The organism is Polaribacter sp., from assembly GCF_051251875.1.
Taxonomy (GTDB): Bacteria; Bacteroidota; Bacteroidia; order Flavobacteriales; family Flavobacteriaceae; genus Polaribacter.
In genome coordinates this window covers 1-26,539 of sequence record NZ_JBPOGL010000030.1, presented here as the reverse complement: position 1 = coordinate 26,539, position 26,539 = coordinate 1, and the positions used below count along the sequence as shown (strand labels likewise).

General features: G+C 31.6%; 26 protein-coding genes. 12 read left to right on the top strand and 14 right to left on the bottom strand.

The annotated features are described in order from the left end of the window. Window positions 1–127: 127 nt before the first annotated feature. Window positions 128–1,384, top strand: a complete 1,257-nt coding sequence (gene metK / locus ACSHW5_RS12950; protein WP_435676563.1) for a methionine adenosyltransferase — start codon at window positions 128–130, stop codon at window positions 1,382–1,384. A gap of 160 nt (window positions 1,385–1,544) precedes the next feature. Beyond that, window positions 1,545–4,034, top strand: a complete 2,490-nt coding sequence (locus tag ACSHW5_RS12945; protein WP_435676562.1) for a zinc-dependent metalloprotease — start codon at window positions 1,545–1,547, stop codon at window positions 4,032–4,034. Window positions 4,035–4,823: 789 nt separating this feature from the next. Here ACSHW5_RS12945 and bioB read toward each other — a convergent pair. The 4 genes from bioB to ACSHW5_RS12925 form a co-directional block, all read right to left on the bottom strand. Continuing rightward, window positions 4,824–5,921 (bottom strand): biotin synthase BioB, encoded by a 1,098-nt coding sequence (gene bioB / locus ACSHW5_RS12940; protein WP_435676561.1) that lies wholly within the window; start codon window positions 5,919–5,921, stop codon window positions 4,824–4,826. A gap of 137 nt (window positions 5,922–6,058) precedes the next feature. Then, window positions 6,059–7,678 (bottom strand): flotillin family protein, encoded by a 1,620-nt coding sequence (locus ACSHW5_RS12935; protein ID WP_435676560.1) that lies wholly within the window; start codon window positions 7,676–7,678, stop codon window positions 6,059–6,061. Between the two features lie 17 nt (window positions 7,679–7,695). Next, window positions 7,696–8,268, bottom strand: coding sequence for a hypothetical protein (locus tag ACSHW5_RS12930; protein WP_435676559.1), 573 nt, complete (start codon window positions 8,266–8,268; stop codon window positions 7,696–7,698). Between the two features lie 54 nt (window positions 8,269–8,322). Next, entirely contained in the window at window positions 8,323–9,537 is a 1,215-nt protein-coding gene (locus ACSHW5_RS12925) for a beta-ketoacyl synthase N-terminal-like domain-containing protein (RefSeq protein WP_435676558.1), read from the bottom strand. A 197-nt stretch (window positions 9,538–9,734) separates the two neighbouring features. On the opposite strand from ACSHW5_RS12925, the gene ACSHW5_RS12920 reads away from it, so the two are divergent. Further along, window positions 9,735–10,178, top strand: a complete 444-nt coding sequence (locus tag ACSHW5_RS12920) for a cytochrome c oxidase assembly factor Coa1 family protein (protein ID WP_435676557.1) — start codon at window positions 9,735–9,737, stop codon at window positions 10,176–10,178. A gap of 65 nt (window positions 10,179–10,243) precedes the next feature. On the opposite strand, the gene ACSHW5_RS12915 is transcribed toward ACSHW5_RS12920, so the two are convergent. From ACSHW5_RS12915 to ACSHW5_RS12905, 3 genes are read right to left on the bottom strand one after another with little or no spacing between them, the layout of a single operon-like run. Beyond that, window positions 10,244–10,576 (bottom strand): MGMT family protein, encoded by a 333-nt coding sequence (locus tag ACSHW5_RS12915; protein ID WP_435676556.1) that lies wholly within the window; start codon window positions 10,574–10,576, stop codon window positions 10,244–10,246. 58 nt (window positions 10,577–10,634) lie between these two features. Next, entirely contained in the window at window positions 10,635–11,306 is a 672-nt protein-coding gene (trmB, locus tag ACSHW5_RS12910; RefSeq protein WP_435676555.1) for a tRNA (guanosine(46)-N7)-methyltransferase TrmB, read from the bottom strand. A 9-nt stretch (window positions 11,307–11,315) separates the two neighbouring features. Next, window positions 11,316–11,525 carry a DUF6341 family protein gene (locus ACSHW5_RS12905; RefSeq protein WP_435676554.1) on the bottom strand — a complete coding sequence of 70 codons (210 nt, stop codon included), beginning with the start codon at window positions 11,523–11,525 and terminating at the stop codon, window positions 11,316–11,318. Between the two features lie 41 nt (window positions 11,526–11,566). Here ACSHW5_RS12905 and ACSHW5_RS12900 point away from each other — a divergent pair, with 41 nt between their 5' ends. Then, the gene (locus ACSHW5_RS12900; RefSeq protein ID WP_435676553.1) at window positions 11,567–12,496 is read left to right on the top strand and encodes a DUF6427 family protein; all 930 of its coding nucleotides are present in this window, start codon (window positions 11,567–11,569) and stop codon (window positions 12,494–12,496) included. Here the strand turns inward: ACSHW5_RS12900 and upp are convergent. Then, window positions 12,491–13,144 (bottom strand): uracil phosphoribosyltransferase, encoded by a 654-nt coding sequence (gene upp / locus ACSHW5_RS12895; protein ID WP_435676552.1) that lies wholly within the window; start codon window positions 13,142–13,144, stop codon window positions 12,491–12,493. The genes ACSHW5_RS12900 and upp overlap by 6 nt on opposite strands. A 99-nt stretch (window positions 13,145–13,243) precedes the next feature. Here upp and lysM point away from each other — a divergent pair, with 99 nt between their 5' ends. Then, complete coding sequence (gene lysM, locus ACSHW5_RS12890; RefSeq protein ID WP_435676551.1) at window positions 13,244–13,714, top strand: peptidoglycan-binding protein LysM; 471 nt, start codon at window positions 13,244–13,246, stop codon at window positions 13,712–13,714. A 141-nt stretch (window positions 13,715–13,855) separates the two neighbouring features. Here lysM and ACSHW5_RS12885 read toward each other — a convergent pair whose 3' ends face one another. Genes ACSHW5_RS12885 through ACSHW5_RS12870 form a run of 4 tightly spaced genes read right to left on the bottom strand, consistent with a single transcriptional unit; the run spans window position 13,856 to window position 17,948 of the window. Beyond that, window positions 13,856–14,878 carry a UDP-glucose--hexose-1-phosphate uridylyltransferase gene (locus tag ACSHW5_RS12885; RefSeq protein ID WP_435676550.1) on the bottom strand — a complete coding sequence of 341 codons (1,023 nt, stop codon included), beginning with the start codon at window positions 14,876–14,878 and terminating at the stop codon, window positions 13,856–13,858. A gap of 16 nt (window positions 14,879–14,894) precedes the next feature. After that, window positions 14,895–16,043 carry a galactokinase gene (galK, locus tag ACSHW5_RS12880; RefSeq protein WP_435676549.1) on the bottom strand — a complete coding sequence of 383 codons (1,149 nt, stop codon included), beginning with the start codon at window positions 16,041–16,043 and terminating at the stop codon, window positions 14,895–14,897. Window positions 16,044–16,060: 17 nt separating this feature from the next. Next, on the bottom strand, window positions 16,061–16,945 hold the full coding sequence (locus ACSHW5_RS12875; RefSeq protein WP_435676548.1) for an aldose 1-epimerase: 885 nt from the start codon (window positions 16,943–16,945) through the stop codon (window positions 16,061–16,063). A 7-nt stretch (window positions 16,946–16,952) separates the two neighbouring features. Then, complete coding sequence (locus ACSHW5_RS12870; protein WP_435676547.1) at window positions 16,953–17,948, bottom strand: GntR family transcriptional regulator; 996 nt, start codon at window positions 17,946–17,948, stop codon at window positions 16,953–16,955. 166 nt (window positions 17,949–18,114) lie between these two features. Between ACSHW5_RS12870 and ACSHW5_RS12865 the strand changes: the two genes are divergently transcribed. Further along, window positions 18,115–19,743, top strand: a complete 1,629-nt coding sequence (locus tag ACSHW5_RS12865) for a sodium/sugar symporter (protein WP_435676546.1) — start codon at window positions 18,115–18,117, stop codon at window positions 19,741–19,743. 285 nt (window positions 19,744–20,028) lie between these two features. On the opposite strand, the gene ACSHW5_RS12860 is transcribed toward ACSHW5_RS12865, so the two are convergent. Continuing rightward, the gene (locus ACSHW5_RS12860) at window positions 20,029–20,568 is read right to left on the bottom strand and encodes a pyridoxamine 5'-phosphate oxidase family protein (RefSeq protein WP_435676545.1); all 540 of its coding nucleotides are present in this window, start codon (window positions 20,566–20,568) and stop codon (window positions 20,029–20,031) included. A 96-nt stretch (window positions 20,569–20,664) separates the two neighbouring features. Between ACSHW5_RS12860 and ACSHW5_RS12855 the strand changes: the two genes are divergently transcribed. The 6 genes from ACSHW5_RS12855 to ACSHW5_RS12830 all read left to right on the top strand — a co-directional run bounded on the left by ACSHW5_RS12855 (window position 20,665) and on the right by ACSHW5_RS12830 (window position 24,278). Further along, window positions 20,665–22,140 carry a Na+/H+ antiporter NhaC family protein gene (locus ACSHW5_RS12855; RefSeq protein WP_435676544.1) on the top strand — a complete coding sequence of 492 codons (1,476 nt, stop codon included), beginning with the start codon at window positions 20,665–20,667 and terminating at the stop codon, window positions 22,138–22,140. 113 nt (window positions 22,141–22,253) lie between these two features. Continuing rightward, window positions 22,254–22,511: an acyl carrier protein gene (locus ACSHW5_RS12850; RefSeq protein WP_435676543.1), complete on the top strand. Its 258-nt coding sequence runs from the start codon at window positions 22,254–22,256 to the stop codon at window positions 22,509–22,511. Continuing rightward, window positions 22,508–23,059 carry a 4'-phosphopantetheinyl transferase family protein gene (locus tag ACSHW5_RS12845; protein WP_435676542.1) on the top strand — a complete coding sequence of 184 codons (552 nt, stop codon included), beginning with the start codon at window positions 22,508–22,510 and terminating at the stop codon, window positions 23,057–23,059. Before ACSHW5_RS12850 ends, ACSHW5_RS12845 begins: the two co-directional genes overlap by 4 nt. Before the next feature lies 1 nt (window position 23,060). Beyond that, complete coding sequence (locus ACSHW5_RS12840; protein WP_435676541.1) at window positions 23,061–23,510, top strand: 3-oxoacyl-ACP synthase; 450 nt, start codon at window positions 23,061–23,063, stop codon at window positions 23,508–23,510. 131 nt (window positions 23,511–23,641) lie between these two features. Continuing rightward, entirely contained in the window at window positions 23,642–23,998 is a 357-nt protein-coding gene (locus ACSHW5_RS12835) for a type II toxin-antitoxin system RelE/ParE family toxin (RefSeq protein WP_042247318.1), read from the top strand. Continuing rightward, entirely contained in the window at window positions 23,988–24,278 is a 291-nt protein-coding gene (locus ACSHW5_RS12830; RefSeq protein WP_042247315.1) for a helix-turn-helix domain-containing protein, read from the top strand. Before ACSHW5_RS12835 ends, ACSHW5_RS12830 begins: the two co-directional genes overlap by 11 nt. A gap of 192 nt (window positions 24,279–24,470) precedes the next feature. Here the strand turns inward: ACSHW5_RS12830 and ACSHW5_RS12825 are convergent, their stop codons facing one another. After that, window positions 24,471–25,397 carry an ABC transporter ATP-binding protein gene (locus ACSHW5_RS12825; protein WP_435676540.1) on the bottom strand — a complete coding sequence of 309 codons (927 nt, stop codon included), beginning with the start codon at window positions 25,395–25,397 and terminating at the stop codon, window positions 24,471–24,473. Between the last annotated feature and the right edge of the window lie 1,142 nt (window positions 25,398–26,539).

Below are 26,539 nucleotides of genomic sequence, written 5' to 3'. Positions count from 1 at the left end.
TTCAGCGACTCTTGCAATCTCTTTTCATTTTTCTTGATTCCTATTTTCACAGGAACGACAAATTTTAAGGAAACCTTTATGCTTTTGATAAAGGAATCATTTTTAATATTATAAAAGAAGATTTATTATGTCATATTTATTTACCTCAGAAAGTGTTTCTGAAGGACACCCAGACAAGGTTGCAGATCAAATTTCTGATGCTTTAATTGATAATTTTTTAGCATTTGACAAAACAAGCAAAGTAGCTTGTGAAACCTTGGTTACTACTGGCCAAGTATTTTTGGCAGGAGAAGTAAAATCGAACACATATTTAGACGTTCAAAAAATTGCTAGAGATGTAATTAACAAAATTGGTTATACAAAAGGAGAATATATGTTTGATGGAAATTCTTGTGGCGTTTTGTCTGCAATTCATGAACAATCTCCAGATATTAATCAAGGTGTAGATAGAGTTGTACCAGAAGAACAAGGTGCAGGAGACCAAGGAATGATGTTTGGTTATGCAACGGATGAAACTGAAAACTACATGCCATTGGCATTAGAATTATCGCACAGATTGTTGATAGAATTAGCAGCATTACGAAGAGAAAATAGTGATATTACTTATTTGCGTCCGGATGCTAAATCTCAAGTAACTATTGAGTATTCTGATGACAATGTGCCACAAAGAATTGATGCTATTGTAATTTCTACACAACATGATGATTTTGATGCTTCTGAAGAAGTAATGTTAACAAAAATTAAAAAAGATATTGTAGAAATTTTAATTCCAAGAGTAGTTGCAAAATTACCAGCTCAAATTCAAAAATTATTTACAGATAATATTACCTATCACATTAATCCAACAGGAATCTTTGTAATTGGAGGTCCTCATGGAGATACTGGTTTAACAGGAAGAAAAATTATTGTAGATACTTATGGAGGAAAAGGAGCTCACGGTGGTGGTGCTTTTTCTGGAAAAGACCCAAGTAAAGTTGATAGATCTGGCGCTTATGCAACAAGACATATTGCTAAAAATTTAGTTGCAGCAGGTTTGTGTAAAGAAGTTTTAGTGCAAGTTTCTTACGCAATTGGTGTTGCAAAACCAACAAGTATAAATGTAGATACTTATGGTACTGCTACGGTAAATTTAACAGACGGAGAAATTAGTAAGAAAGTAGAAGGTATTTTTGATATGAGACCGTATTTTATTGAAAAACGTTTAAAATTAAGAACGCCTATTTATTCTGAAACTGCTGCTTATGGTCACATGGGTAGAACGCCAGAAGTAAAGACCGTAACATTTACAAACCCAATGGGAGAAACTGTTTCTGAAGAAGTAGAAACGTTTACTTGGGAGAAGTTAGATTATGTAGCTGTTGTTAAAGAGGCATTTAAGCTTTAAAATATACTATTTTAGTGTATTAAATTCCTTCAAAAACCTTGTTTTTTGAAGGAATTTTTTGTTAAATATAGGGTAGAATTACACACTCTCTTTAACAGTTTTTTAAGGATTGACTAGTAAAGGTTTGCGTAAATTTAAAAATTATTCAAATCAAATTTTTATGACTATAAAAAAACTACTTTCACAACTTTTCTTAATTACTTTTATTTTAGGATTTTCTCTTGATGCAGACGCACAATTCTGGAAAAAGAAAAAGAAAAAAACAGAAACACCAGCCAAAACAACTCCCAAAAAAGGAGAAATTCAGCCCTACGCAAAAGTGGTTACCAAAGACCATACTACAGATGATGGGTTGTTTAAAGTACATAAAAAAGACAACTCTTATTTATTTGAAATTCCAGATTCTTTGTTAACAAGAGAATTATTAATGGTAACAAGAATTGCTAAAACCGCAAATGGTATTGGTTTTGGTGGCGGAAAAACAAATACTCAAGTTTTGCGCTGGGAAAAAAAACATAAAAATATTTTATTGCGTATTGTATCTCATAGCGTAGTTGCAGATACTATATTACCTGTTCATGAGGCGGTTGTTAATTCAAATTTAGAACCTATTTTATTTTCCTTTCCAATAAAGGCATTTAGTAAAGATTCTACAGCAACAGTAATAGATGCAACAGAGTTGTTTTCTACAGATATAAAACCATTAGGATTTCCAGAATTTTATAGAAAAAGGTATAAAGTTACCAGAATGGATAAAGACCGTTCTTATATAGATAGAATAAGCAGTTATCCACAGAATATAGAAATTCGTCATGTAAAAACGTATGCTGCAAGCAATGCACCTTCTAATGCTAGCCTAGGTTCTATAACCTTAGAAATGAGTAATTCTATGGTTTTACTGCCAAAAATACCAATGAAACGCAGGTATTTTGATGAACGCGTTGGGTGGTTTACTCGTAGTCAAACAGATTACGGTTTAGATGCTCAAAAAAGTAAGTCGGTTACCTATTTAGACAGGTATCGTTTAGAGGTAAAAGATGAAGATATTGAAAAATTTAAAAGGGGAGAATTAGTAGAACCTAAAAAACAAATTGTGTACTACGTAGATAGAGCAACTCCAGAAGAATGGGTGCCTTATATTATACAAGGTGTAAATGATTGGCAAGTTGCTTTTGAAGCAGCCGGATTTAAAAATGCAATTATTGCAAAAAGAGCACCTACTAAAGAAGAAGACCCAGATTACAGTCCAGAAGATGTTCGTTATTCTGTGGTACGTTACTTAGCTTCTCCAATACCAAATGCAAACGGTCCTCACGTTAGTGACCCTCGTTCTGGAGAAATTTTAGAATCAGACATTAATTGGTATCACAATGTAATGAGTTTGTTACACAATTGGTTTTTTATTCAAACTGCAGCAATTAATTCTGATGCTAGAGGAAACAATTTTAAAACAGAAACAATGGGTGAGTTAATTAAGTTTGTGTCTTCTCATGAGTTAGGTCACACTTTAGGTTTGCCTCATAATATGGGAAGTTCTACTGCCTATCCTGTAGATTCTTTACGTTCTGCATCCTTTACAAAAAAATACGGAACAGCTCCTTCTATTATGGATTATGCTCGTTTTAATTATATTGCACAGCCAGAAGATAAAGGAGTTGCATTAATGCCAAATATTGGAGTTTATGATAAATATGCAATTTCTTGGGGATATAAACCAATTTTAGACACAGATGCTAAAGATGAAAAACCAATTTTAGATTCTTGGATTTTAAAACATGCAGGTGATTTAATGTATCGCTTCGGACATCAACAAGCTAGTGGTGTTGTAGACCCAAGCTCTCAAACAGAAGATTTAGGTGATAATGCAATGAAAGCATCTGCTTACGGAATTAAAAACCTACAAAGAATTTTACCAAGATTAGAAGAATGGACTTCAGAAAAAGGTGAAAATTATGATGAGTTAGCAACCATGTATGGTCAAATATTAAGTCAGTTTAATAGATATATGGGACACGTTTCTGCTAATGTTGGTGGTGTCTATGAAAATTATAAAACATCTGATCAACAAGGTCCTGTTTATACGCATGTAGATAAAGCTACCCAAAAAGAAGCACTTAAATTTGTAATTGAAGAATTATTTAAAACACCCAACTGGTTGTTAGATAAAAAGATTTTCGAAAAAATAGAATTTTCGGGATCTGTAGAACGCATTCGTGGTTTACAAGCAAGAACACTTAACAATATTTTAGATGCTGGAAGAATGGCTAGAATGATTGAGAATGAAACCATAAATAATAAAGAAGCCTATTCTTTAATTGACATGATGAGTGATGTACGCAAAGGTGTTTGGTCAGAAATCTATAATAATAGTGCTATAGGTACGTATAGAAGAAACTTACAAAGAGTGCATTTAGATAGGTTAGACTATTTGTTAAACAAAGCAAAAGACCAAAAAGGCGTAAATAGCGGTTATGTAAAAAGAAGTGGTATTACAGTAAATCAATCTGATATAAAATCTGTAGCCAGAGGAGAATTAAAACGCATACAACGTGATGCTAAAAAAGCAGCCGCTAGAATATCAAACACTATTACACGTTATCACTTGCAAGATGTTGTAGATAGAGTAGACGTAATATTAGATGTAGAATAATAATCCATTTTTTTGTGCAACGTCTACATAAGATAACGCACATTTTATTAAAAAGACACTTACTTTTTTTAAAAGTAAGTGTCTTTTTTAAATTTTAAAAGAACTATTGATAAAAGAAAACCAAGTATAATTTGTGTTACATCTGTCACAAGAATATGATTTTGTGCCAGGTATTAATTTAATAATAGCTTTTCTTTTCATTCTTTGTTTAGATGTAGATTTACAAGTAGGGCAAGCTTTCATACACATTACAATTTTAATATGCATGTAATGTATTAAAAATGGACCAGGTAATTCTATGCTCTTTTATCGGATTTATATGGTATTTATACTAAAAGAGTTTCAGATTTTTTGTGCATATCTTCTAGTTAGCATATAATCTGAAGTGATTATCTTTTTTAAACTTTAAAAGTTCTATTAATAAAAGAAAACCAAGTATAATGAGCGTTACATTTATCGCAAGCGTATGATTTGGTTCCTGGAATAATTTTTACAAGACCAAGTCTTTTCATTCGATGTCTAGACTCAGATTTACATTTTGGGCAAGCTTTCATTTGTGGAGGAGGTTTAGTTTTGTCAAATGTAGAAATTATTAGCGTATTACTGATCTAAAAAATTAATAATAATATTAATTTAATGATAAAGAATTCTGTATGCTTTTTATATTAAAAATAAATCTCACTTAAATGTAAGTAGTTGTAATTCAGTTATGTAATAGTGTATTATTGACTAAAAAAAACATCACCTTTTTTTTAGGTGATGTTTTTTAAATAAATATTTTAAGTAAAACTACACTTTTATAGCTTTCCCTTTTTGTTTTGCCGCTTCGTTTCTATCAATTTTATGCTCTGGTCTTGTCCATTTTGGTTTCTCTCCTAAAGCTTGGTATTGAGAATCACTAGCTTCTACCGTATGTGGTTGTACTTTTTTAGTAAAAGGTTTTTGTGTGTTCAAACCTAATAATTTAAACATTTTCATGTCTTCATCAACATCCGGATTTGGAGTTGTCAATAATTTATCGCCTGCAAAAATAGAATTTGCTCCAGCAAAGAAACACATTGCTTGTCCTTCTCTACTCATTTGAGTTCTTCCGGCAGATAAACGCACTTGTGTTTCTGGCATAACAATTCTAGTGGTTGCTACCATTCTTATCATGTCCCAAATTTCAACTGGTTTTTCATCTTCTAACGGAGTCCCTTCAACAGCAACTAGCGCATTTATTGGTGTAGATTCTGGTTGCGGATTTAAAGTTGATAAAGCAACCAACATTCCCGCTCTATCTTCTGCAGATTCTCCCATTCCAATAATTCCACCAGAACAAACAGTAACATTTGTTTTACGTACATTCTCAATAGTATCTAATCTATCTTGATAACCACGTGTAGAAATTACCTCTTTATAATACTCTTCAGAAGAATCTAAATTATGATTATAGGCATACAAACCAGCTTCTGCCAAACGCTTTGCTTGGTTTTCTGTAACCATTCCTAAGGTGCAACAAACTTCCATGTCTAGTTTATTAATTCCTCTAACCATTTCTAGAACTTCATCAAATTCTGGTCCGTCTTTTACGTTTCTCCAAGCTGCTCCCATACAAACTCTAGAGCTTCCGCTTTCTTTAGCCCTTAAAGCCTGTGCTTTTACTTGATTTACAGACATTAAATCGTTTCCTTCTATATCTGTATGATAACGCGCTGCTTGCGGACAATAGCCACAATCTTCAGAACATCCACCCGTTTTTATAGATAATAAAGTAGATACTTGCACAACATTTGGGTCGTGCTGTTTTCTATGAATAGTTGCTGCGTCATACAACAATTCCATTAAGGGTTTATTGTAGATTTCTAATATTTCTTCTTTCGTCCAATTGTGTCTTACCTCACTCATAATAAAAGTTATTTGATACCTCAAAAATAACGAAACTAATTGGTTTTTTATTTATTTTTAGAAGCTATTTCCTGCTTTCCGTTATATCTTTTTTTAAGAAAAATAAAAAAAGGATGCCACTTCAATCAGGGCTAGACTTATTTACTATCTTCTGTACCTTTTTCTGTTATATTTTTAACATCTTCTATGGTTTCAACAGGCAATTCTTTTCCTTTTAAATAATCTGGCAATTGCATGCCTGCCATGTTAAACATTTCTTGTAATGGTGGTACAGAATTATACATACCAGAGATAAAGTTAGATGTTGATGATTTTCCGTCTTTTCCGCCACCATTTTCCCAAACAGTAACTTTATCAATTTTAATATTTTTAATTGCTTCTGCTTGTGTTTTTACCAATTCTGGTAACTTATCGGCAATTAATAATAATGCTGCATTTTGAGAATTGTTACCCGCGGCTTTTACAATTTGATCAAAACCTGCTGCTTGTTTTGTTAAAACTTCATACAACCCATTTGCTTCTGCTTCTGCCTTTAAGAAAATAGCATCGGCATCTCCTTTTGCAATTCTTCTAATATTTTCTGCTTGGGCTTCTGCATCAATTTCTACTTTGGCTTTTGCTATTTCTGCCGGAATAACAACATCTGCATATTTTGTAGCTTTATCTCTTGATGCACGTGCATTTTCTGCTTCCTGTTCTGCTGCATACGCCGCTTCTAATGCTTTTGCCGCTTGTACCTTTTCCGTTGTTATTGCTCTTTTTTCTGCTTCTGCTTCTCTTTCTCTTCTTAATGCATCTGATTCTGCAATAGAAATTTTAGCCGTATTCTCTCCTGTAATTGCATGTGCATTTGCTTCTGAAGTTTTTATTCTTTCTGCTTTTAAAGCATCTGCTTCTCCAATTTTTGCCAATGCAATAGCATTTGCAGTTTGCACTCTTTCATTCTGATTTGCATTTGCTTCTCCAATTTTTGCTTCTGCCATAGAAGCCGCAACCAATGTTCTTTCATTTTGAGCCGCTTTGGCTTCTCCAATTTTTGCCATTGCTTGTAACTGAGAAACTTTTATTCTTTCATCTTGTACAGCATCTGCTACACCAATTGAACCATCTCTTGTTTTTTCTGCCACAGATTTACGTGCCGCATTAATTGCGTGTGCCGCTGCTTCTTTACCCAAAGCTTCTATATAACCAGATTCATCAACAATATCTGTAATATTTACGTTGATTAACTTTAAACCTACCTTCTTTAACTCTGTTTCTACACTTTGCGAAATATTGGTTAAAAATTTATCACGGTCATTGTTAATTTCTTCAATATCCATAGATGCAACCACCAAACGCAATTGTCCAAAAATAATTTCCTGGGCTAAATCTTGAATGCTATCTTGATCTAAACCTAATAATCTTTCTGCTGCATTTTGCATAATTCCTGGTTCTGTAGAAACACCTATTGTAAACCTACTTGGTACATTTACACGAATATTTTGCTTAGAAAGTGCGTTTACTAGATTTACTTCAATAGAAATTGGTGTTAAATCTAAAAATTGATAATCTTGAATTACAGGAAAAATAAATGCAGCACCACCATGAATACACTTGGCAGATTCTCCTCCACCCACTTTACCATACACTACCAAAATTCTGTCTGAAGGACACCTTTTGTAGCGCTTTATCATGGCTACTATTAACATAAAAATGAATAGAATTGCAATTCCTATTCCTATTAAACCCGCAAAAGGGTTACTTTGTAAAATCATTAAACTTAGCATTTTTTTTATTTTTGAGGTTCTATTATTAATATTCCGTTGTTTGTTACTTCAATCACTTTTATTACATTTCCTTGTTTTAGGTCTTCATCATAGTCTGTTAGAGCTTCTAATTCTCTTAAAGCACCTTGCACTTTTATTTGTACTTTTCCTATTTTAGATCTTCTGGCACCAACAGTTAAATACACTTCACCAATAGCATTTATGGCATTTTTCATTTTTAAAGTCCCGCTAGAAGTTAATTTACTAATGTAATAAAACATTGCTGCCATAATAAACATCATTACCAAACCACAAAAAAACGAAATAATTACGGTTACCGGTTTAGAGTTTCCAGCATCTATACTTGCAATTCCGCTCCAGCCAAAAATGGTAAAGAAAGCCACTAAATTTTTTAGTGTAAAAAACTGAAATCCGGCACCTGTGTCAGCATCTATTTCTGCATCTACATCGCCAATATCATCGGTATCTGCACCTACAAAAGTGCTGATTAAAACAATAATAAAAAGAAGCGTAGAAATTCCTGTAATTATCCAATAGGTCTTTTGAAAAGACGTTAACTCTTGAAACCATTCTATCATAACAATGCAATTTTAAGTGAATAAATATAAAGATTTTAGACAGAATATGAGCACTTATTTTGTCAATAAAACAGAAACTGCATTTCCACCAAAACCAACGGCGTTTACTAATATTTTTTTTATTTCCTTTGGATGATTTTGTGGCTCTGCAAACGGAACAGCAATAACCTTTTGGTGTTGTAAGATAAGCAATGCCAATTCTAGACTTAACATTCCTGAAGCCCCAAAAGTATGTCCCAGTTTCCACTTATTAGTAGTTAAGAAAGGTAATTTGTTACAAAATACTTTTGATATTGCATTCATTTCTGAAGAATCTCCTTTTATAGTACCAGGAGCATGCATAACAATTACATCAACTTCATTTGGGTTTGTTTCTCCTAAAGCCATTTTTATCGATTTTTGAAAACAAGTTGCATCCGCAGAAATAGAAGTATTGTGTTTTAAAACTTCGGTGGCAAAACCAACACCAGAAATTGTGGCCAACGCATTTTTTACACTTCCTTTTTCTAAACAAATTGCAGCGGCTCCTTCACCCAAAACCATTGTATTTTTTCTCTTGTTTAAATCAAAAGATCTACAAGGGTATTTTTCTACAAACTTAGAATCACTTTCTGCATTTATATCAACTTTATGTTTGGCATATACTTTTAAAGCTTGCATTTGCGCAATGGTAAAATCTGTTAAAGCAGCTTCGCTTCCGCCAACTAAAAAGGTATCAGACATTCCGGAGTTTATCCAAGCAACGCCATTTAACAAAGAATGTAAGGCTGTAGAACAGGTAATGGAATGTGATATTTCTGGACCAGAAGTTTGTAAATCATGTGCAACCCAAGAAGAAATATTCCCCAAAGTGGTGGTTGGCGAACTTAACGTTGATGATTTTTTTGTGTCTAAAAATTCTTTATGATATTTCTCAAAAAGTGATGTTGCACCTCTAGAAGAGCCAAAATTAACCCCAAAATCTTTTTTTTGGGTATTGGTTAACGGCTTTTCTGAAATCCAATTGGCATTTTTTACGGCTTCTCTAGCAACATAGATGGCAAACAAAACAGAATCATCTAAACTTCTGTACTTTACATCTGAACTTTTTAATTCGGTTATTTTTTGCTGGCTTTCTTTGGATAATTGACCAACAAAAACAGGTTGTCCGTTTGTGTCTTTTTCAGAAAGAAAATGCTTGTCTAATAAATAATTTTGCCAAATTTCTGTTGGATTATTACCTAAAGCAGAAATAGATGCTATGGATGTTATGGAAATAGGATGTTTCATTTTTTATTATGCTGAGTTTTATGCAGCATCAGATAATTTTTGGATATATAATCTATTTATTTAACAGCGTATTATGTAGCATACAAAGATACTTTTTCTAATTGAGACCCTTTAGATTTCTAAAAGATTTAATGTTTATTTAAAATGTTTAAATTTATAAAAAAATAAAAACCAGTACCTTGTCAAAAAATAGATAAATGGAAGAAATAAAACAAAAAAGTTGGTTTCAAAGAAATTGGATGTGGGCTGTTCCTGTTGGTGGCTGTGGTTGCGGCTGCGTTGTAATTATTTTACTATTTATTTTTGGAATAGGTGCAGCATTTTTTGGTATTTCACAAGCATTTAATGAAGCTACACCAATTAAATATGCTACAGAACTTGCTTTTAGTAATTTAGAAGTTCAAGAAGCTTTGGGTAATGATTTGGAAAAATACGGAATCCCGTCTGGAAATATTTCTTTGAATAATGATGATGGAGATATAGATTTTTCCATCGCAATAAAAGGAACAAAAGGAGTAGGCTCTATTGTGGTGAGAGGAATAAAAACAAACGGAAAATGGGTGTATGAAGATTTATATGTGTTCATAAAAGAAACCCAAAATCAAATTAATTTATTAGAAAAAGTAACGGAAGATTTTTAGTTTTCTATCTTGTAAAGCTCTTGTAATATGGGTGTTTCAGAATTTTTCTTGTAAGAATTAATTCTTTATGATAATTCATCTAAAGGATTCCAAAAAACGTTTTCAAATTCTTGAATTTGGTTTTCTATAACAACAATGCCTTCATTTTCTAATAATTGTTGCATTAAATTGGTACCATCAAAATGATGTTTACCGGTTAATAAACCTTTTCTGTTTACCACTCTATGAGCAGGAATGTCTTCTAAATTATGGGCTTTATTCATTGCCCAACCTACCATTCTTGCAGATTTTGCTGCACCTAAATAGGTTGCAATTGCGCCATAACTTGTTACTTTTCCGTAAGGAATTAAACGAGCTACTTTGTACACTTTTTCAAAAAAGTTGTCAGAGTCTTTCACTGTGTGAAGATAGGAATATTATAAGAAAATAGAATGCAGAAATTTTCTGAATTGAAAACTAATAGTTTAATCTAAATCGAATAAAAGTAATTGGTTTTCCTACTTCTAAATATTGATTTTCATAAAAAGTTTGTGTTTCAGTAACTTCTTTTGGAGCGCCTTCGTTTTTATACACGGTATGGTTTGCGTATAAAATTTCATGACCTTCGCCATGCAATAAACCTAAGGTATAACCGTGCATAAATTCGCTATCGGTTTTTAGATTCATAATTCCTTCTTCGTTTAAAATATGATGGTATTTTTTAAGAAAGTTAGCATTTGTCATTCTATGTTTTGTGCGCTGAAATTTTATTTGTGGATCTGGGAATGTAATCCAAATTTCAGAAACTTCATTTTGGGCAAAAATAAAATCAACCAACTCTATTTGCGTTCTTACAAAAGCTACATTTTCTAAGTTTTCTTCAATTGCAGTTTTTGCTCCACGCCAAAAACGCGCGCCTTTAATATCGATACCAATAAAGTTTTTCTCCGGATTTTTTCTTGCCAATGCTATGGTGTATTCTCCTTTACCACAGCCTAACTCAACAACAATAGGATTGTTGTTTTTAAAAAAAGTATGCCATTTGCCTTTTAAAGAAAAGTTGGTAACAACTTCTTCTCTAGTGGGCTGAATAACATTAGTAAACGTTTCATTTTCCTTGAAACGTTTAAGTTTGTTTTTGCTTCCCAAAAGTGAAAATTAACCTCTATCTTCTGTTCCGTCTTTTAGAAAACGAGAAGATTCTTTCATCCAATAAGCAAACAAAACCAATAAAACCACCATAAAAATCCAGTTTACGGTATTTGCAGACCACCAATTAAAATCTCCTTTTCTAAACCAATCGAAAGGGATAAATAAAAAATCGGTAAATAATGTACCAATCCATCTAAAAATATTGCTTGCTATCATAACTTAAGTATCTTTACTTTGCAAAAATAATAAAAGAAACAATGCTAGCCAATTTTTTAGGGAAATCTAAGCCCATCATTTTTATAATACTTTTTTGTTTTTTCTTTTGCTTCTTTTCTTTTGCAGTATATGCATCCTTTTTTTTAGAAGCTTTTGACCCAAATAATTTATTTAAAAGTGTTGTACTATTAGTGCTTTTTATAGTGCTGTTTTTTCTATATAATTTTATTGTTTCTAAAAACAGACTAACGTTTGATAACCTATATGCATTTTACTTTTATCTGCTTTTAACAATTTTTTTATTGCCTACGTTAATTGGTTATAAGGAGTTGGTGTTGATGGTTTTACATTTTTTTTACTTGCGTAAAATATATAGTTTAAAGTCTAAAAAAAATGTATTACAAAAGGTATTTGACAGTGGTTTTTGGCTAGGTGTTTCCTTTGTAATAGAACCTTTTACAGGCGTGTTTATGTTCCTATTGTATGCTGCTATTTACTTTCAAAGAAAAACAATAATTAGTGTGTTATTAGCGCCAATTATTGGTTTTGTTGCACCTTTAATTATTTATTTTACCTATTGTTTTTGGTATGATAAAACGGAGTTTTTTACACAACTTTTTAGTTTTAATGGCATAAATAGCTCTTTAAGCACATTAGAAAATAGTACTATTTGGTTTTTTGTGGCTGTTGTTGGTCTTTCTTTGGTGGCTATTATAGCAAAATCTCCAAAAGCATTTTCTGTAAATAACTCATTTAAAAGAAACTGGATTATTTTAATAATTAATTTTATAATTGCCATTTTTTATGTGGTTTTTATGGCTCAAAAAAATTCATCAGAAGTACTTTTTTTAATATTTCCAGCTTCCGTAATTATGGCAAACGGATTAGAACTTGTGAAAAGTAGTTTGATAAAAAACCTCATCTTAATTACTTTTTTAGTAGCAATATTGTTGTGTCAGTTTTTATTATAATTTAGGACCAAAAGCCAAATCTCCGGCATCTCCCAAACCAGGAACTATGTATCCGTACTCATTTAAAGTATCATCAATAGTAGCAATCCATAAATGAGTGTCTTTTGGAAAATGATTTTTTATAAATTCAATTCCTTCTTTTGCGCCTATTACAGCTACAATATGCAACTCTTTAGGGGTTCCGTACTTTTTAATAGCTTCATAAACCGCTACTAAACTTTGCCCAGTTGCCAACATAGGATCTGCCAATAACAAGGTTTTATTTTCTATAGAGGGTGATGCAAAATACTCTACAACAATTTCAAATTCTTCATTATTTTTTGGATGATGACGGTATGCGGAAATAAAAGCATTTTCTGCATTGTCAAAATAATTTAATAAGCCTTGGTGTAACGGCAAACCTGCACGTAAAATAGAACAAAGAACAATCTCATTTTTTGGTAAATCTATACTTTTATTGCCCAAAGGTGTTGTAATATTTTTAACAGAATAGGAGAGCTCTTTGCTGATTTCATAGCTTAAAATTTCACCAATTCGTTCTATGTTTCGTCTAAAACGAAGTGAATCTTTTTGAATGTTTACGTCTCTAATTTCGGCAATAAATTTATTAAGAATAGAGTTTTTTTCTGAAATGTGGTGTACTATCATTTTTAATAAGATATAGTTACAAATGTAATTGAATTGTTTAAAATTTGTATATTAGCAACACACAAAAATCAAATTATTAATTAAAAAAAAAGTAAAATAATGGGAATTTTTTCATTTATTAAAAATGCGGGTGCTAAAGTATTTGGTATCGGAAAAACAACTGAGGAAGAAAGCGCAGAAAAATCTTCAAAATTAAGAGAGGCTATTACTTCTTTAGGATTAGAAGTAGCAGACTTATCTATAGAAGTAAATGATGATGTTGTAAAACTATGGGGTGAAGCTGCAGATTTAGCAACCAAAGAAAAAGTAGTTTTAGTTGCTGGAAATACAAACGGTGTTGCTTCTGTAGAAGATAATTTAACAGTTGCAGAAGTAGAAGTTATTGAAGAGGCTGCTTTGGCGCAATTTCATACGGTAGAAAGTGGAGATACTTTAGGTAAAATTGCAAAAACATACTATGGTAATGCAATGAAGTATCCTGTAATTTTTGAGGCAAACAAACCTATGTTGTCACATCCAGATAAAATTTATCCTGGTCAGGTTTTAAGAATACCACCTTTAGTAGACTAATAAAAAGTTAACTAACCAAGGTAGAAAAGAGTTTTAACAAGTTGTTGAAACTCTTTTTTTTGTATAAAAATACCTCCAAAATTTTAAAAATTTTAGAGGTATTGTAGTAAGGTTATATATAGGGAAATAACCTTGTTGTATTTATATTAAATCTCTTAATCTTGTGGCAGCTTGTTCTGCAGTAATATCTCTTTGTGGTGTACCAAACATTTCATAACCAACCATGAATTTTTTAACAGTAGCACTTCTTAATAAAGGCGGATAAAAACTCATGTGAAAATGCCAATGTTTATTGTCTTCGCCATTTGTTGGCGCTTGATGAATTCCAGAAGAATATGGAAAAGAAGTCTGAAACAACTTGTCATAAACTTTGGTTAAAACAGATATTGCTTCTGCAAAAGCAAGGCTTTCAGAATCAGAAAGATCTGTAATGTCTTTAAATTGTTTTTTAGGAGCAATCATTACTTCAAAAGGCCAAACTGCCCAAAATGGTGTTAACACCACAAAATCATCATTTTGGAAAATAATTCTTTCTTTAGCAGCTAATTCTTGCGTTAAATAATCGCCTAAAAGACTTGCGTTATTTTTATCGAAATAAGCTTTTTGGTTATTGTCTTTTTTCTCTACTTCATTTGGTAATGTAGATTGACTCCAGATTTGTCCGTGTGGATGTGGATTGCTACAGCCCATAACAGCGCCTTTATTCTCAAATATTTGTACATTATTTACGTTTTCTAATGCGCCTAATGTTGTATACTCTTTTTGCCAAACTTTTATTACTTTGTCTATATCAACCGGACTCATGTCTGCCAAACTTTTAGAATGATCTGGGCTAAAACAAATTACCTTACAAATACCAGTTTCGCTTTGTGCTTTTAAAAGTCCGTCGTTTACATTAAATGTTGGAGAGTCGTTTTGTAAAGCTGCAAAATCGTTTGTAAAAACAAAAACATCTTCATATTTAGGATTTATTTCTCCATTAATTCTTGTGTTGCCAGCACATAAATAACAACTAGGATCATGAGATGGTCTCACTTCATTAGAAATTTCTTCATTTTGCCCTTGCCAAGGTCTTTTTGCTCTGTGAGGAGAAACTAAAACCCATTCACCCGTTAAGATGTTAAATCTTTTATGTGAGTAATCTTGTAAATCTGTATTTTTCATTTTATGGATATTGTAGTTAGTTTATGATATGTGTTCCGTCTGAAAGTTCTATAAAATAAACAGAACATTCATTATTAAATTTTGTTTTATAAGCTTTGGATGCAGATTCTGCAAAAGCCTTTGCTTCTTTATTTGCAATTAAATTTATGGTGCAACCACCAAAACCACCACCCATCATTCTTGCGCCTAAAACGTGTTTGTTTTTCTTAGCTTGACTTACTAAAAAATCTAATTCATCGCAACTTACTTTGTATTGGTTTTGCAATCCGTTGTGAGAAGCATAAATTAAAGCACCTAAGGTTTCTAGATCATTTTCTTCTATGGCTTTTGCTGCTTTTTGAGTTCTTTCTATTTCTTGAATTACGTACAATGCTTTTTGGTAATTTTCTGGAGTAACTTTATCTATAATTTTTTCCAAATCTTTTTCATTAGCATCTCTTAAAGTTTCTACTCCCAATAATTTTGCAATGCTTTCACAGGCAGAGCGTCTATCATTATATGCACTATCAGATAAACTATGTTTTACATTAGTGTTTATCAGCATTAATTGATGGTCTTTAAAATCTATTTTATATGGTTTTGCTTCAATAGTTCTGCAATCTAAAAGCAATGCATTGTCTTTAATACCAAACATGCTGGCATATTGATCCATAATTCCGCAATTAACGCCTACGTAATTATGTTCTGCTTTTTGAGAAATTAAAATCATTTCTGTTTTGGTTAATCCCAATTCAAACAATTCATTTAAACCAAAAACTACACTATTTTCTAACGCTGCTGAAGAAGACATTCCTGCGCCTCCAGGAATATTTCCTTTAAAAATGATGTTAAAATCGCCTATAATTTTATTTCTATTCTGAATTTCTGCAACAACGCCAAAAACATAATTTTCCCAACTACCTTCTTTAGAGGGTTTTAGTTTGTCTAATTCAAATTCTATTGTGCTGTCTAAATCTAAAGCTATGGCTGTACATTTACCAGTATCACTTTTTTGAATAGCTGCTGCAATACCTTTGTTTACTGCTGCAGGAAATACAAAACCTCCGTTATAATCTGTATGTTCTCCAATAATATTAATTCTTCCTGGAGAAAATATTAGTAAAGGTGTTGTTTTAAATTCTTTGATGAATGTTTCTTTTACATCCTTAATTAATGTTGCACTCATAATTGCTTAGTTAATGATTAGTTAATTGTTATTTTCCAGATAATAGAATGTTCTTCATTAGGTTTTAAAGTTTGTAATCCTATTTTATTATTAAAACTATTAGAAACTCCTGTTGTTGGTTCTATTGCTATTGTATTTAATCTTGGTGGTGTATATGCTTGTAAAAAATTTTCTTGACAAGAAGATTCAAAATGTAATTGATACGTTGGTGTGTTAAATACTACTTTATCATTACTTAATTCCCAACAATCATCTAGCTGTTTTTTTTCGATGTCTAAATTAATCACAGATTTTACCTCTTCTATTCCGGTAGTTATATTTCTATCACCAATAATTAGTTTTTTATTACAATCAAAATTTAGTGAACTTTTAGATAAGTTATCACTTATAAAATAAGGGTGCCAGCCTAATGTAAATGGAAAAACTTTTGCATCGGTATTTTTAACATTAATAGCTAAACTTACGGTGTTATTTGTAAAAATATAAGTTACTAGTATTGCGTAAGTGTAGGGAAAACCGATTGTTTTGGCCTTTTCTATATATTCTAAAGTTATTTTAGCACTTTCTGAAGTTGTTTCTTGTGCTAGTATTTTAAATGTTTTATTGTACACAAAACCATGCAATGCATTCTGTTCTTCTTTTTGATTGGTTTCTAATTGATACATAGTATCATTAAAAGAATATCTACCATCTTTAATTCTGTTTGCAAACGGAAATAAAATAGAAGAAGCATACGTAGAATCATAGGTTAGCGGATGTAAATCTTGAATTACAGCTTTTCCTTCTAAAGTTAATTCTTGCAAACTAGCTCCTTGGTTTAGATAAATTTTACCAAAAACAGTGTTTTCAGCATTTTTTACTTCTAAAATATTAGTTTCTAAGTGGTGGTTTATTGTATACACTGTTTTGTTATATTGAGTTTCTAATAATTAAATTACTTGGGTTTTCTATTTTTACTTGTTCTTTGTTTAAAATCATTTCTGCCAACCTTTTTCCCATTTCATTAAAATCTGTAGAGATGGTTGTAATACCACCTTCTACTATTTCTTTAAGTAAGGTGTCGTTGTAAGATATTACACCAATATCTTTTGCTAAAACAAATTGTTGACTCTTCATTTTTTTAATAACTCTAAGCAAGCTTTTATCATCAAATAAAATGTAAAGTTCTCCTTTTTTTAGAGGTGCTTCTTTTAATTGATTAAAAATGATTTCGAAAGGGATTGACTTTTGCTCGCAATAGGTTTTAAATCCTTTTAAGCTGCCTTCGGGTTGTTTTTGAATTGAAACAATTAGGTTTATTTTAGTATATTTTTCAATATATGCAGATGCTTTCAGTAAATTATGATACATCGCTTTTTCAAAGTTTTGATAAATTGATGGGTAGTTCGTTAAATCATCATGCACATGATCTAATATATATACTTTTTCTTCTGGTAAAAGCTGAATTGTATCAAGGGTGTTTTTAAAATTTGCAGGCATTATAACATAATAATTATAATCTCCAGTGTTGTCTCTTATCAACTTTTTAAAAATAGTTTCATTAAAGTGATGAAAAAAGATGTCTACCTGTATGTTTGGGTTTAAATTCTCTAAAAAAGAATTGTATAAGTCTTCTTTAAACGAATTTAATTCATCAAAAAGTAAAAATATTTTTTGTTCTACATAAATATTTTCACTTGCTACATAATAACCTTTTCCAACAATAGATTGTATAATTCCTCTGTTTTTTAAATCATTAAAAGCGGTTAAAACGGTATCCCTAGAAAGTTTGTTTTTTGTTTTAATAGTATTGATGGAAGGTAATTGATCTCCTTTTTTTAACAAACCCTTAGAAATAGCATTTTCTACAGCATTAATAATTTGTTTGTATTTCGGAATCCCTATTTTATTTTTAATTTTTATCATAATTGAATACAAATATATGTAAAAATTTGTAATAAAACCTACCTCACCCTACTGGTTTGATAAAAATGTACTAAGAAGCACATTTATTAGGCTTTAGAGATACATTTTTTGAATTTTTATACATATATTTGGCTCAAAATAATTAACTAAACAAAAACAAACAATAATGAAAGCAGGATTTGAAATGTGGGACTATGTAGTCTTTATTGCTTACGCTATTTTAATTTTAGGTGTAGGATTATGGGTTTCTCGAGATAAAAAGGGACATCAAAAAAATGCGGAAGATTACTTCTTAGCAAGTAAATCATTGCCTTGGTGGGCAATTGGAACTTCTTTAATTGCCGCAAATATTTCTGCAGAACAATTTATAGGAATGTCTGGTTCTGGTTTTGCACTAGGTATTGCAATAGCATCTTATGAATGGATGGCCGCTTTAACTTTAATTATAGTGGGTAAATACTTTTTACCTATTTTTATAGAAAAAGGATTATATACGATTCCAGAGTTTGTAGAAAAACGATTCTCTACCAATCTTAAAACAATTTTAGCAGTATTTTGGTTAGGCTTGTACGTCTTTGTAAACCTTGCTTCTGTACTCTATTTAGGTGGTTTAGCTATTGAAACCATTATGGGTGTAGATATGATGTATGCTATTATTGGTCTTGCACTTTTTGCAGCAGCCTATTCATTATATGGTGGTTTATCTGCGGTAGCGTGGACAGATGTTATACAAGTTGTCTTTTTAGTTTTTGGTGGTTTAGTAACCACTTACTTGGCATTAAATACCGTTTCTGGAGGAGAAGGAATGTTAGCAGGTTTTTCTAAAGTTTGGGAAGCAGCTCCAGAAAAATTTCACATGATTTTAGAAGAATCTAATGATAACTACGTAAACTTACCTGGAATTTGGGTACTGGTTGGTGGTTTGTGGGTAGCAAATTTATATTACTGGGGATTTAACCAATATATTATTCAAAGAACCTTGGCTGCTAAATCTTTAAAAGAATCTCAAAAGGGTATTTTATTAGCGGCTTTTTTAAAGTTAATAATTCCTTTAATAGTTGTAATACCAGGAATTGCTGCTTATGTAATGGTAAATGATCCTTCTATTATGGCAAACTTAGGTGAAGTAGGAATGTTAAATGTACCGTCTGCAGAACAAGCAGATAAAGCGTATCCTTGGTTGTTACAATTTTTACCAACAGGTCTTAAAGGTGTTGCTTTTGCTGCATTAGCTGCTGCCATTGTTTCTTCTTTGGCTTCTATGTTAAATTCAACATCAACCATTTTTACTATGGATATTTACAAGCAGTACATCAACAAAAATGCAGATGATAAAGCTACCGTAAATATGGGTAGAATTTCTGCAGCTGTAGCTTTAATAATTGCGGTTATTGTAGCTCCTTTATTAGGAGGAATTGATCAAGCATTTCAATTTATACAAGAATATACAGGTATTGTAAGTCCGGGTATTTTAGGTGTTTTCTTATTAGGTTTATTCTGGAAAAAAACAACAAACAATGCAGCTATTTGGGGAGCCGTTTTATCAATTCCAATTGCATTGGCGTTAAAATTTATTCCAATTGCAGTATTTGAGCCTTGGATGCATCAAATGGGAATTACAACTGTATTAACAATTATTATAATTATGGTGTTAAGTCATCTGCAAAATAATGGTAAAGATGATCCTAAAGGAATTACTTTTAGTAAAGACTTGTTTAAAACAACACCTTTGTTTAATATGGGTTCTATAGCTATTTGTATTTTATTAACGGTATTGTACTGTTTATTCTGGTAAGTAATAAAAATTGTTACATACATAAAGTGCTGTCAGATTCATACTTTGTAAATTGAAAAAAGTTTCTTAACAGCATCTATAATTGTACCACATAGATTTAGTAATACGTTGCACAAGCAATATTTTCTAAATTTATGTGGTATTTTTTTGATTATAAAGAAAGTATTTTGACTAGCCTTATTGGTTTTAAATAAGATAGGTCTTTATTTTCTAGTTCAAGGATAAAAAGTAGAAAGAAGTTCTTGTGCTGAATGGATTCTAGTTTTAGAAACGTTCTGCTTAATTTTAAAGAATACCTGTTGGCAAGCCATCTATACTGGTTTGATTTTTGTCTTCCCAATAGTTTTTAATGCCTTCTTTACCTTGTTCACTTGCCCATTCATTTAAAGCATCTCTTTCTCCTTTATATTCATAAAAAGGAATAGACATGCCGCAAGAGGTTTGAGCAGAATCAATAGAAATATCAAAAATTTGACGAGCGCCAGGAGTTTCTGGAAACAGGGATATTAAATCGGTCCATTGAGCATCATTGGGTTTAATTTCTGTTCCTTTACCGTACAAACGTAAAATATTTGGTGCTTTTTCAAAAGAGCAAAACATGATTGTAATTCGCTTATTTTCTAGTAAATGTGCCGCAGTTTCATTGCCGCTTCCTGTAACATTTAACCATAATACACGGTTTTCATCAACAACTCTAAAAGAATCCATCCCTTTTGGAGATAAATTTATACGTCCAGAATTTGGTGCGGTAGCAACAAAAAACATTTTTTGTGCTGCAATAAATTTTTGAAGTCTTGGGGTGAGTTTTGTATAAAATTTTGACATGTAAGTTTTCTTTTTTAAAAAATAGCAATTTACAAAATATGAGGTAAAAATTATATCAATATTTAAGTACCTTTAGCCAAAATAAATTTATTTTCTATGGAATACGGTTTTTTATCAGTAATACCACCAATTGTGGCCATCATTTTAGCGTTAAGAACTAAGCAGGTTTATATTGCATTGCTGTTCGGAATCTGGTTTTCTTGGTTAATTATTAAAGGTTGGAATCCGTTAGATGGTACCATTGCAATGGTAGAAGGTATGGTAGATGTCTTTACCGATAAAGGAAGTACAAGAACCATTATGTTTAGTGCTTTGGTGGGTGCATTGTTAATTTTTATTCAATACTCTAGAGGTGTAGAAGGGTTTATCAATATTATTAATAGAAGATTGGTAAAACTTGAAAATAAAAAAGCGGGATTTAGTAGGGTAGTGGTGCAAATTTTAGCCACAGTTACAGGTTTATTATTGTTTGTAGAAACCAGTATTAGTTCTTTAACGGTGGGTACTTTATACAGACCCATTTTTGATAAACTAAATATTCCGCGTGAAAAACTAGCATATATTGCAGATTCTAGCTCTGCTCCATCGTCCATAATAATTCCTTTTAATGCTTGGGGAGCTTTTATAATGGGGCTTTTATTAACACAAGGAATAGAAAATCCATTTTCTGTGATGATTGCTTCCATTAAATACAATTTCTATCCATTAATAGCCATTGCAATTGTTTTCATTGTTATTTTAACAAAGAAAGATTTTGGACCGATGAAAAAAGCGGAAAAAAGAACCAAAGAAACGGGGTTGTTGATGAATAAAGGTTCTAAACCAATGGTTTCTGATGAAATTACTTCTTTTCCGCCAAAAGAAGGAATTCCGGCAAGAGCGTATAATATGATTGTTCCGCTTTTGGTTATGGTTTTTATGATGCCTATAAATCTCATTTATACTGGGTGGAACTCTGTTGAAAACTCAACGTCATTTTTAGAACACGCTGCAGAAGCAATAGGAAAAGGTTCTGGTTCATCATCAGTTTTATACGCTGTAATTACAGCAATTTTAGTGGCAATGTTCATGTATTTTATTCAAGGAATTTTAAAGCCTAAAGAAGCTGTGAATCTAACGTTAAAAGGAATTAGCGAATTAATGCCTTTGGCTTTGTTAATGTTGCTAGCATTTGCAATTGGTAACGCTTGTAAAGAATTAGAAACGGGTGTTTATGTTGCCAATGTTACCAAAGAATGGCTGTCTCCAGAATTATTGCCAGCGGTTGTCTTTATAATAAGTTCGTTTATTGCATTTTCTACCGGAACTTCTTGGGGAACTTTTGCAATTATGTTGGCAATTTCTATACCAATGGCAAATATTCATGGTGCAGAATTAACAATGGTGGTGGCTGCTACTTTAGGTGGTGGAATTTTTGGAGACCATTGCTCTCCAATTTCAGATACTTCTATTATTTCTTCCATGGCTTCTGCTAGTGATCATATAGATCATGTAAAAACACAATTACCTTATGCTATTATTGGCGGTGTTATTACCACTGTTATGTATTTGTTAATTGGTTTTTTAGGTTGATTTTTGCTTCGGAAAAATAGTGTTTTGGTATTTTCTAATAAAAGTCAATTTAAAAACAAGGTGTTATAAAACGTGTCTTTAAATGAAGATACATAAGACGTAAAACAAAAAAAATGACGAAAGAACAATTTATAGAAAAATTAAAAATCATTGTAAAACCTTATGTTCAAAATGAAGAAGGGTTTAAAAATTTAACAGAAGACACAGATTTCATCAATGATTTGCACATAAATTCTGCCAATTTAGTAGATATAATTTTAGATGTAGAAGATGAATTTAAGATTGAAATAGATAATGATTCTATGGAGAAAATGCTTACTGTAAAAGCAGCAATTGAAATTATTGAAACCAAACTTTCAACATTAAAATGATAGGCAATGATATTGTTGATTTGCAGTTGGCTAAAACCCAAAGCAATTGGCAACGAAAAGGTTTTTTAGAAAAACAATTTACAGAAAAAGAACAACAAGAAATTTATAAAGCTACAAATCCATTTTTACAGGTTTGGTTGTTTTGGAGTATGAAAGAAGCGGCATATAAATGTTATGTACAAGAATTTCAAAAACGTTTTTTTGCACCAAAAAAATTTAGTTGTAAAGTAATTTCTTTTTCAGAAGGACAAGTAATTATAGGTGATAAAATTTATTATATAAAAACTTTAATATCAGATAATTACATACATTCTGTTGCAACTGTTGAAAATAATTTAGAAATGGTTTCAAAACTTTTTTTTATTGATTTAAAATCTTCTCAAACCAAAATAATAAATGCTCAATTGTTGACTTATTTTACAGGAGCAACATCAATTAAAAAAAATGCTTGTGGTGTACCGTTTGCGTGCATAAATGATGAAAAAATAGACGCTTCTTTTTCCACATCACATCATGGAAATTATGGCGGTTTTGCAATTTTAAAATAATATGAATTTAAAAGAAGAATTATTAAATCTTTGTAAAAGTTATGTAAATAGTCGTTTACAGACCATTGAAGATATTATTGCAGACAACCAAAAAGGATTGCAATCAGAAACTAAAAGTTCTGCTGGAGATAAACATGAAACAGGCAGAGCAATGTTGCAGTTAGAAATGGAAAAGGCAAGTCAGCAATTAACCGGAATTTCAGAAATGAAAACGGTTTTAGAAAAAATAAAGTTTGATAAAAACTCGAAAGTAGCACATTTAGGAAGCATTGTTTTTACAGAAAAAGCAAGGTATTTTTTATCGATAAGTGCCGGACAGATTTCTGTTGAAAATGAACATTATTTTGCAATTTCAATTGCTTCGCCTATTGGAAAATTGTTGTTGGGTAAGAAAGAAAATGACAGGATTGTTTTTAACGGAAATGAGATGTCTATTTTGAAAATTTGCTAACTTTAACGCTAATATAAAATCGTTTCAATGTTTTATATCAGTAGTTGTAAGACATACCCAAAAACGCTCGGAACTTAAAATTCAAACTCTGAAATTTTGAAAATAGTAACTTTTAAGTTACCTTTGTCGAAATGGAAAAAGTTAGGCAAGTAATTCAATACAAAAATTATTTCGAGGAGTTTCTACTTGCTCAACCGAAAAAGGTTCAGGACAAAATATTTAAGGTCATTGAAATAATCGAAACTTATCAGCATGTGCCGAAAACATATTTGGCACCAATGAAAACTCACAAAGGATTATTTGAGGCTCGAATTAAATTAGGTTCGAATATTTGGCGAGTTTTTTGCTTCTTCGATAAAGGTAAATTAGTTATACTCTTGAACGGATTTACTAAAAAGACGCAGAAAACACCGAAAAAAGAAATTGACAAAGCTGTCCGATTAATGAAAGAGTATTACGAAGAAAAAAACAAAGGTAATGGAAACTAAAAGTTGGAAAGACATAAAAGACACAGTTTACGGAAAAAAAGGAACTGAACGCAGAGACGAACTTGACAGAGATTTTGAATCGTTTAAAATCGGTTTGCTTTTACGAAATGCGCGTGAGGAAAAAAATCTGACTCAAGAACAACTTGGCGAATTAATTGACAAAAAACGGACTTACATTTCTCGTGTGGAAAATAATGGCAGTAATCTGACTTTAAAAACCTTATTTGACATCGTAGAAAAAGGACTTGGCGGAAAAGTAAATATTTCAATCGAAGTCTGATATAAAGTACGAGTTTACAATAACGTGTAAAAAAATTGCTAGTACTCGCCTACTTGCGAAAATCCTCGCAAACCTTTTTAGTTTGTGTTTTATTTACGCACTTTAGTTCATTAACAATGCAACTTTTCATACACAAACACGTTAGCAAAGTTAGTTTTTTTGAATCAAAAAAACTACAGGGAAAAGCCTGTTTTAATATTGAAAATGAAGCTGAATTTTCTTTCCTTTTTCTAATTCAGTAGCATGATTTAAATAAATTGGTTGTCCATTTAAATCAAGTTCTAGTAACCAATAAGATCCTTTAAAATAGGTGTTTAATACAGTTGCCTTAATGGCAGATTTTTTTACAATTTTTATTTGATGCGGATATACTAAAACCGTTTTACCTGCAATGGTAATTTCGTTAACATCATCAAATAAAGCGGCAATGTATTTTTGAGTAGGATTGTTGTAAATTTCAAATGGCGAATTGTTTGCAATTATTTTGTGATCTTTAATAACAATTAATGTGTCTGCAAAAGAAAGCGCATCATTTTTATCATGTGTTGCCACAATACACCCAATGTTTTTTTCTTTTAAATAAAGAAATAAATTTCTTCTTAAAGAATTTTTTTTAAAATTGTCTATTTGTCCAAAGGGCTCATCTAGCAATAGTACTTCTGGTTCTTTTGCCAAAGCTCTAGCAATGGCAACACGTTGTTGTTGTCCGCCACTTAAATTTTTTACTTTTGTGTTTGCAAAAGCAGTCATTTGTATTACTTCTAGCAATTCTTGTGTGCGAATTTCACTTTCTTCTGGATAAAAACGTGAAAGAAATTTTTTAATATTTTCCGCTACAGAAATATAAGGCATTAAGTCAAAATCTTGGGCTACATATTTAAAATTTTCGAAACCTGGAACCAAGTGTTTTTTAGGGCCAAAAATTTGTTCATCTTTCCAAAAAAGAGTTCCTTCATTTAAATCTACTAAGCCATAAATGGCTTTTAAAAGTGTCGATTTACCACAACCGCTTTCTCCCATGATGCATAAATGTTCTCCTTGTTGTAAAGAGAAGTGAACATCTTTTAAAACAGTTTTGTTTTTGTGATATGAGAATGACAGGTTATTTACTTTTAACATTTGGTAAAAATAAGAATTATTAATAATTCCTTCTGATTTTTATCCAGTTTGTCATTTCGACTTTTTTGAGAGATTTCATCATCCTGGTTAATGTTGCGTTATCACTGTTATGAGACTTCTCAATGCTTCGAAGTGACAAATGTTGTTTTATCCAGTTTGTTATTTCGATTTTTAGGAGAAATCTCAACATCCTGGTTAATGTTGTGTTCTCACTGTTGTGAGACTTCTCAATGCTTCGAAGTGACAATGGTTGTTTTGTCTAGTTTGTCATTTCGACTTTTTGGAGAAATCTCAACATCCTGGTTAATATTGTGTTCTCACTTTTATGAGACTTCTCAATGCTTCGAAGTGACAATGGTTGTTTTGTCTAGTTTGTCATTTCGACTTTTAGGAGAAATCTCATCATCTTGCTCAACCTTGCGTTATCACTGTTATGAGACTTCTCAATGCTTCGAAGTGACATTTGTTGTTTTATCCAGTTTGTTATTTCGACTTTTAGGAGAAATCTCATCATCTTGCTCAACCTTGTGTTCTCACTGTTATAGGACTTCTCAATGCTTCGAAGTGACAATTGTTGTTTTAAACAGTTTGTTATTTCGACTTTTTGGAGAAACCTCATCATCCTGGTTAATGTTGTGTTATCACTGTTATGAGACTTCTCAATGCTTCGAAGTGACAATTGTTGTTTTGTCTAGTTTGTCATTTCGACTTTTAGGAGAAATCTCATCATCTTCCTCAATATTGTGTTATCACTGTTATGAGACTTCTCAATGCTTCGAAGTGACAATGGTTGTTTTGTTCAGTTTGTTATTTCGACTTTTAGGAGAAATCTCATCATCCTGCACAATATTGCGTTATCACTGTTATGAGACTTCTCAATGCTTCGAAGTGACAATGGTTGTTTTATCCAGTCTGTTATTTCGACTTTTTGGAGAAATCTCATCATCTTGCTCAACCTTGTGTTCTCACTGTTATGGGACTTCTCAATGCTTCGAAGTGACAATTGTTGTTTTATCCAGTTTGTTATTTCGACTTTTTGGAGAAATCTCATAATGCTGCTCAATATTGTGTTCTCACTGTTATGGGACTTCTCAATGCTTCGAAGTGACAATTGTTGTTTTATCCAGTTTGTTATTTCGACT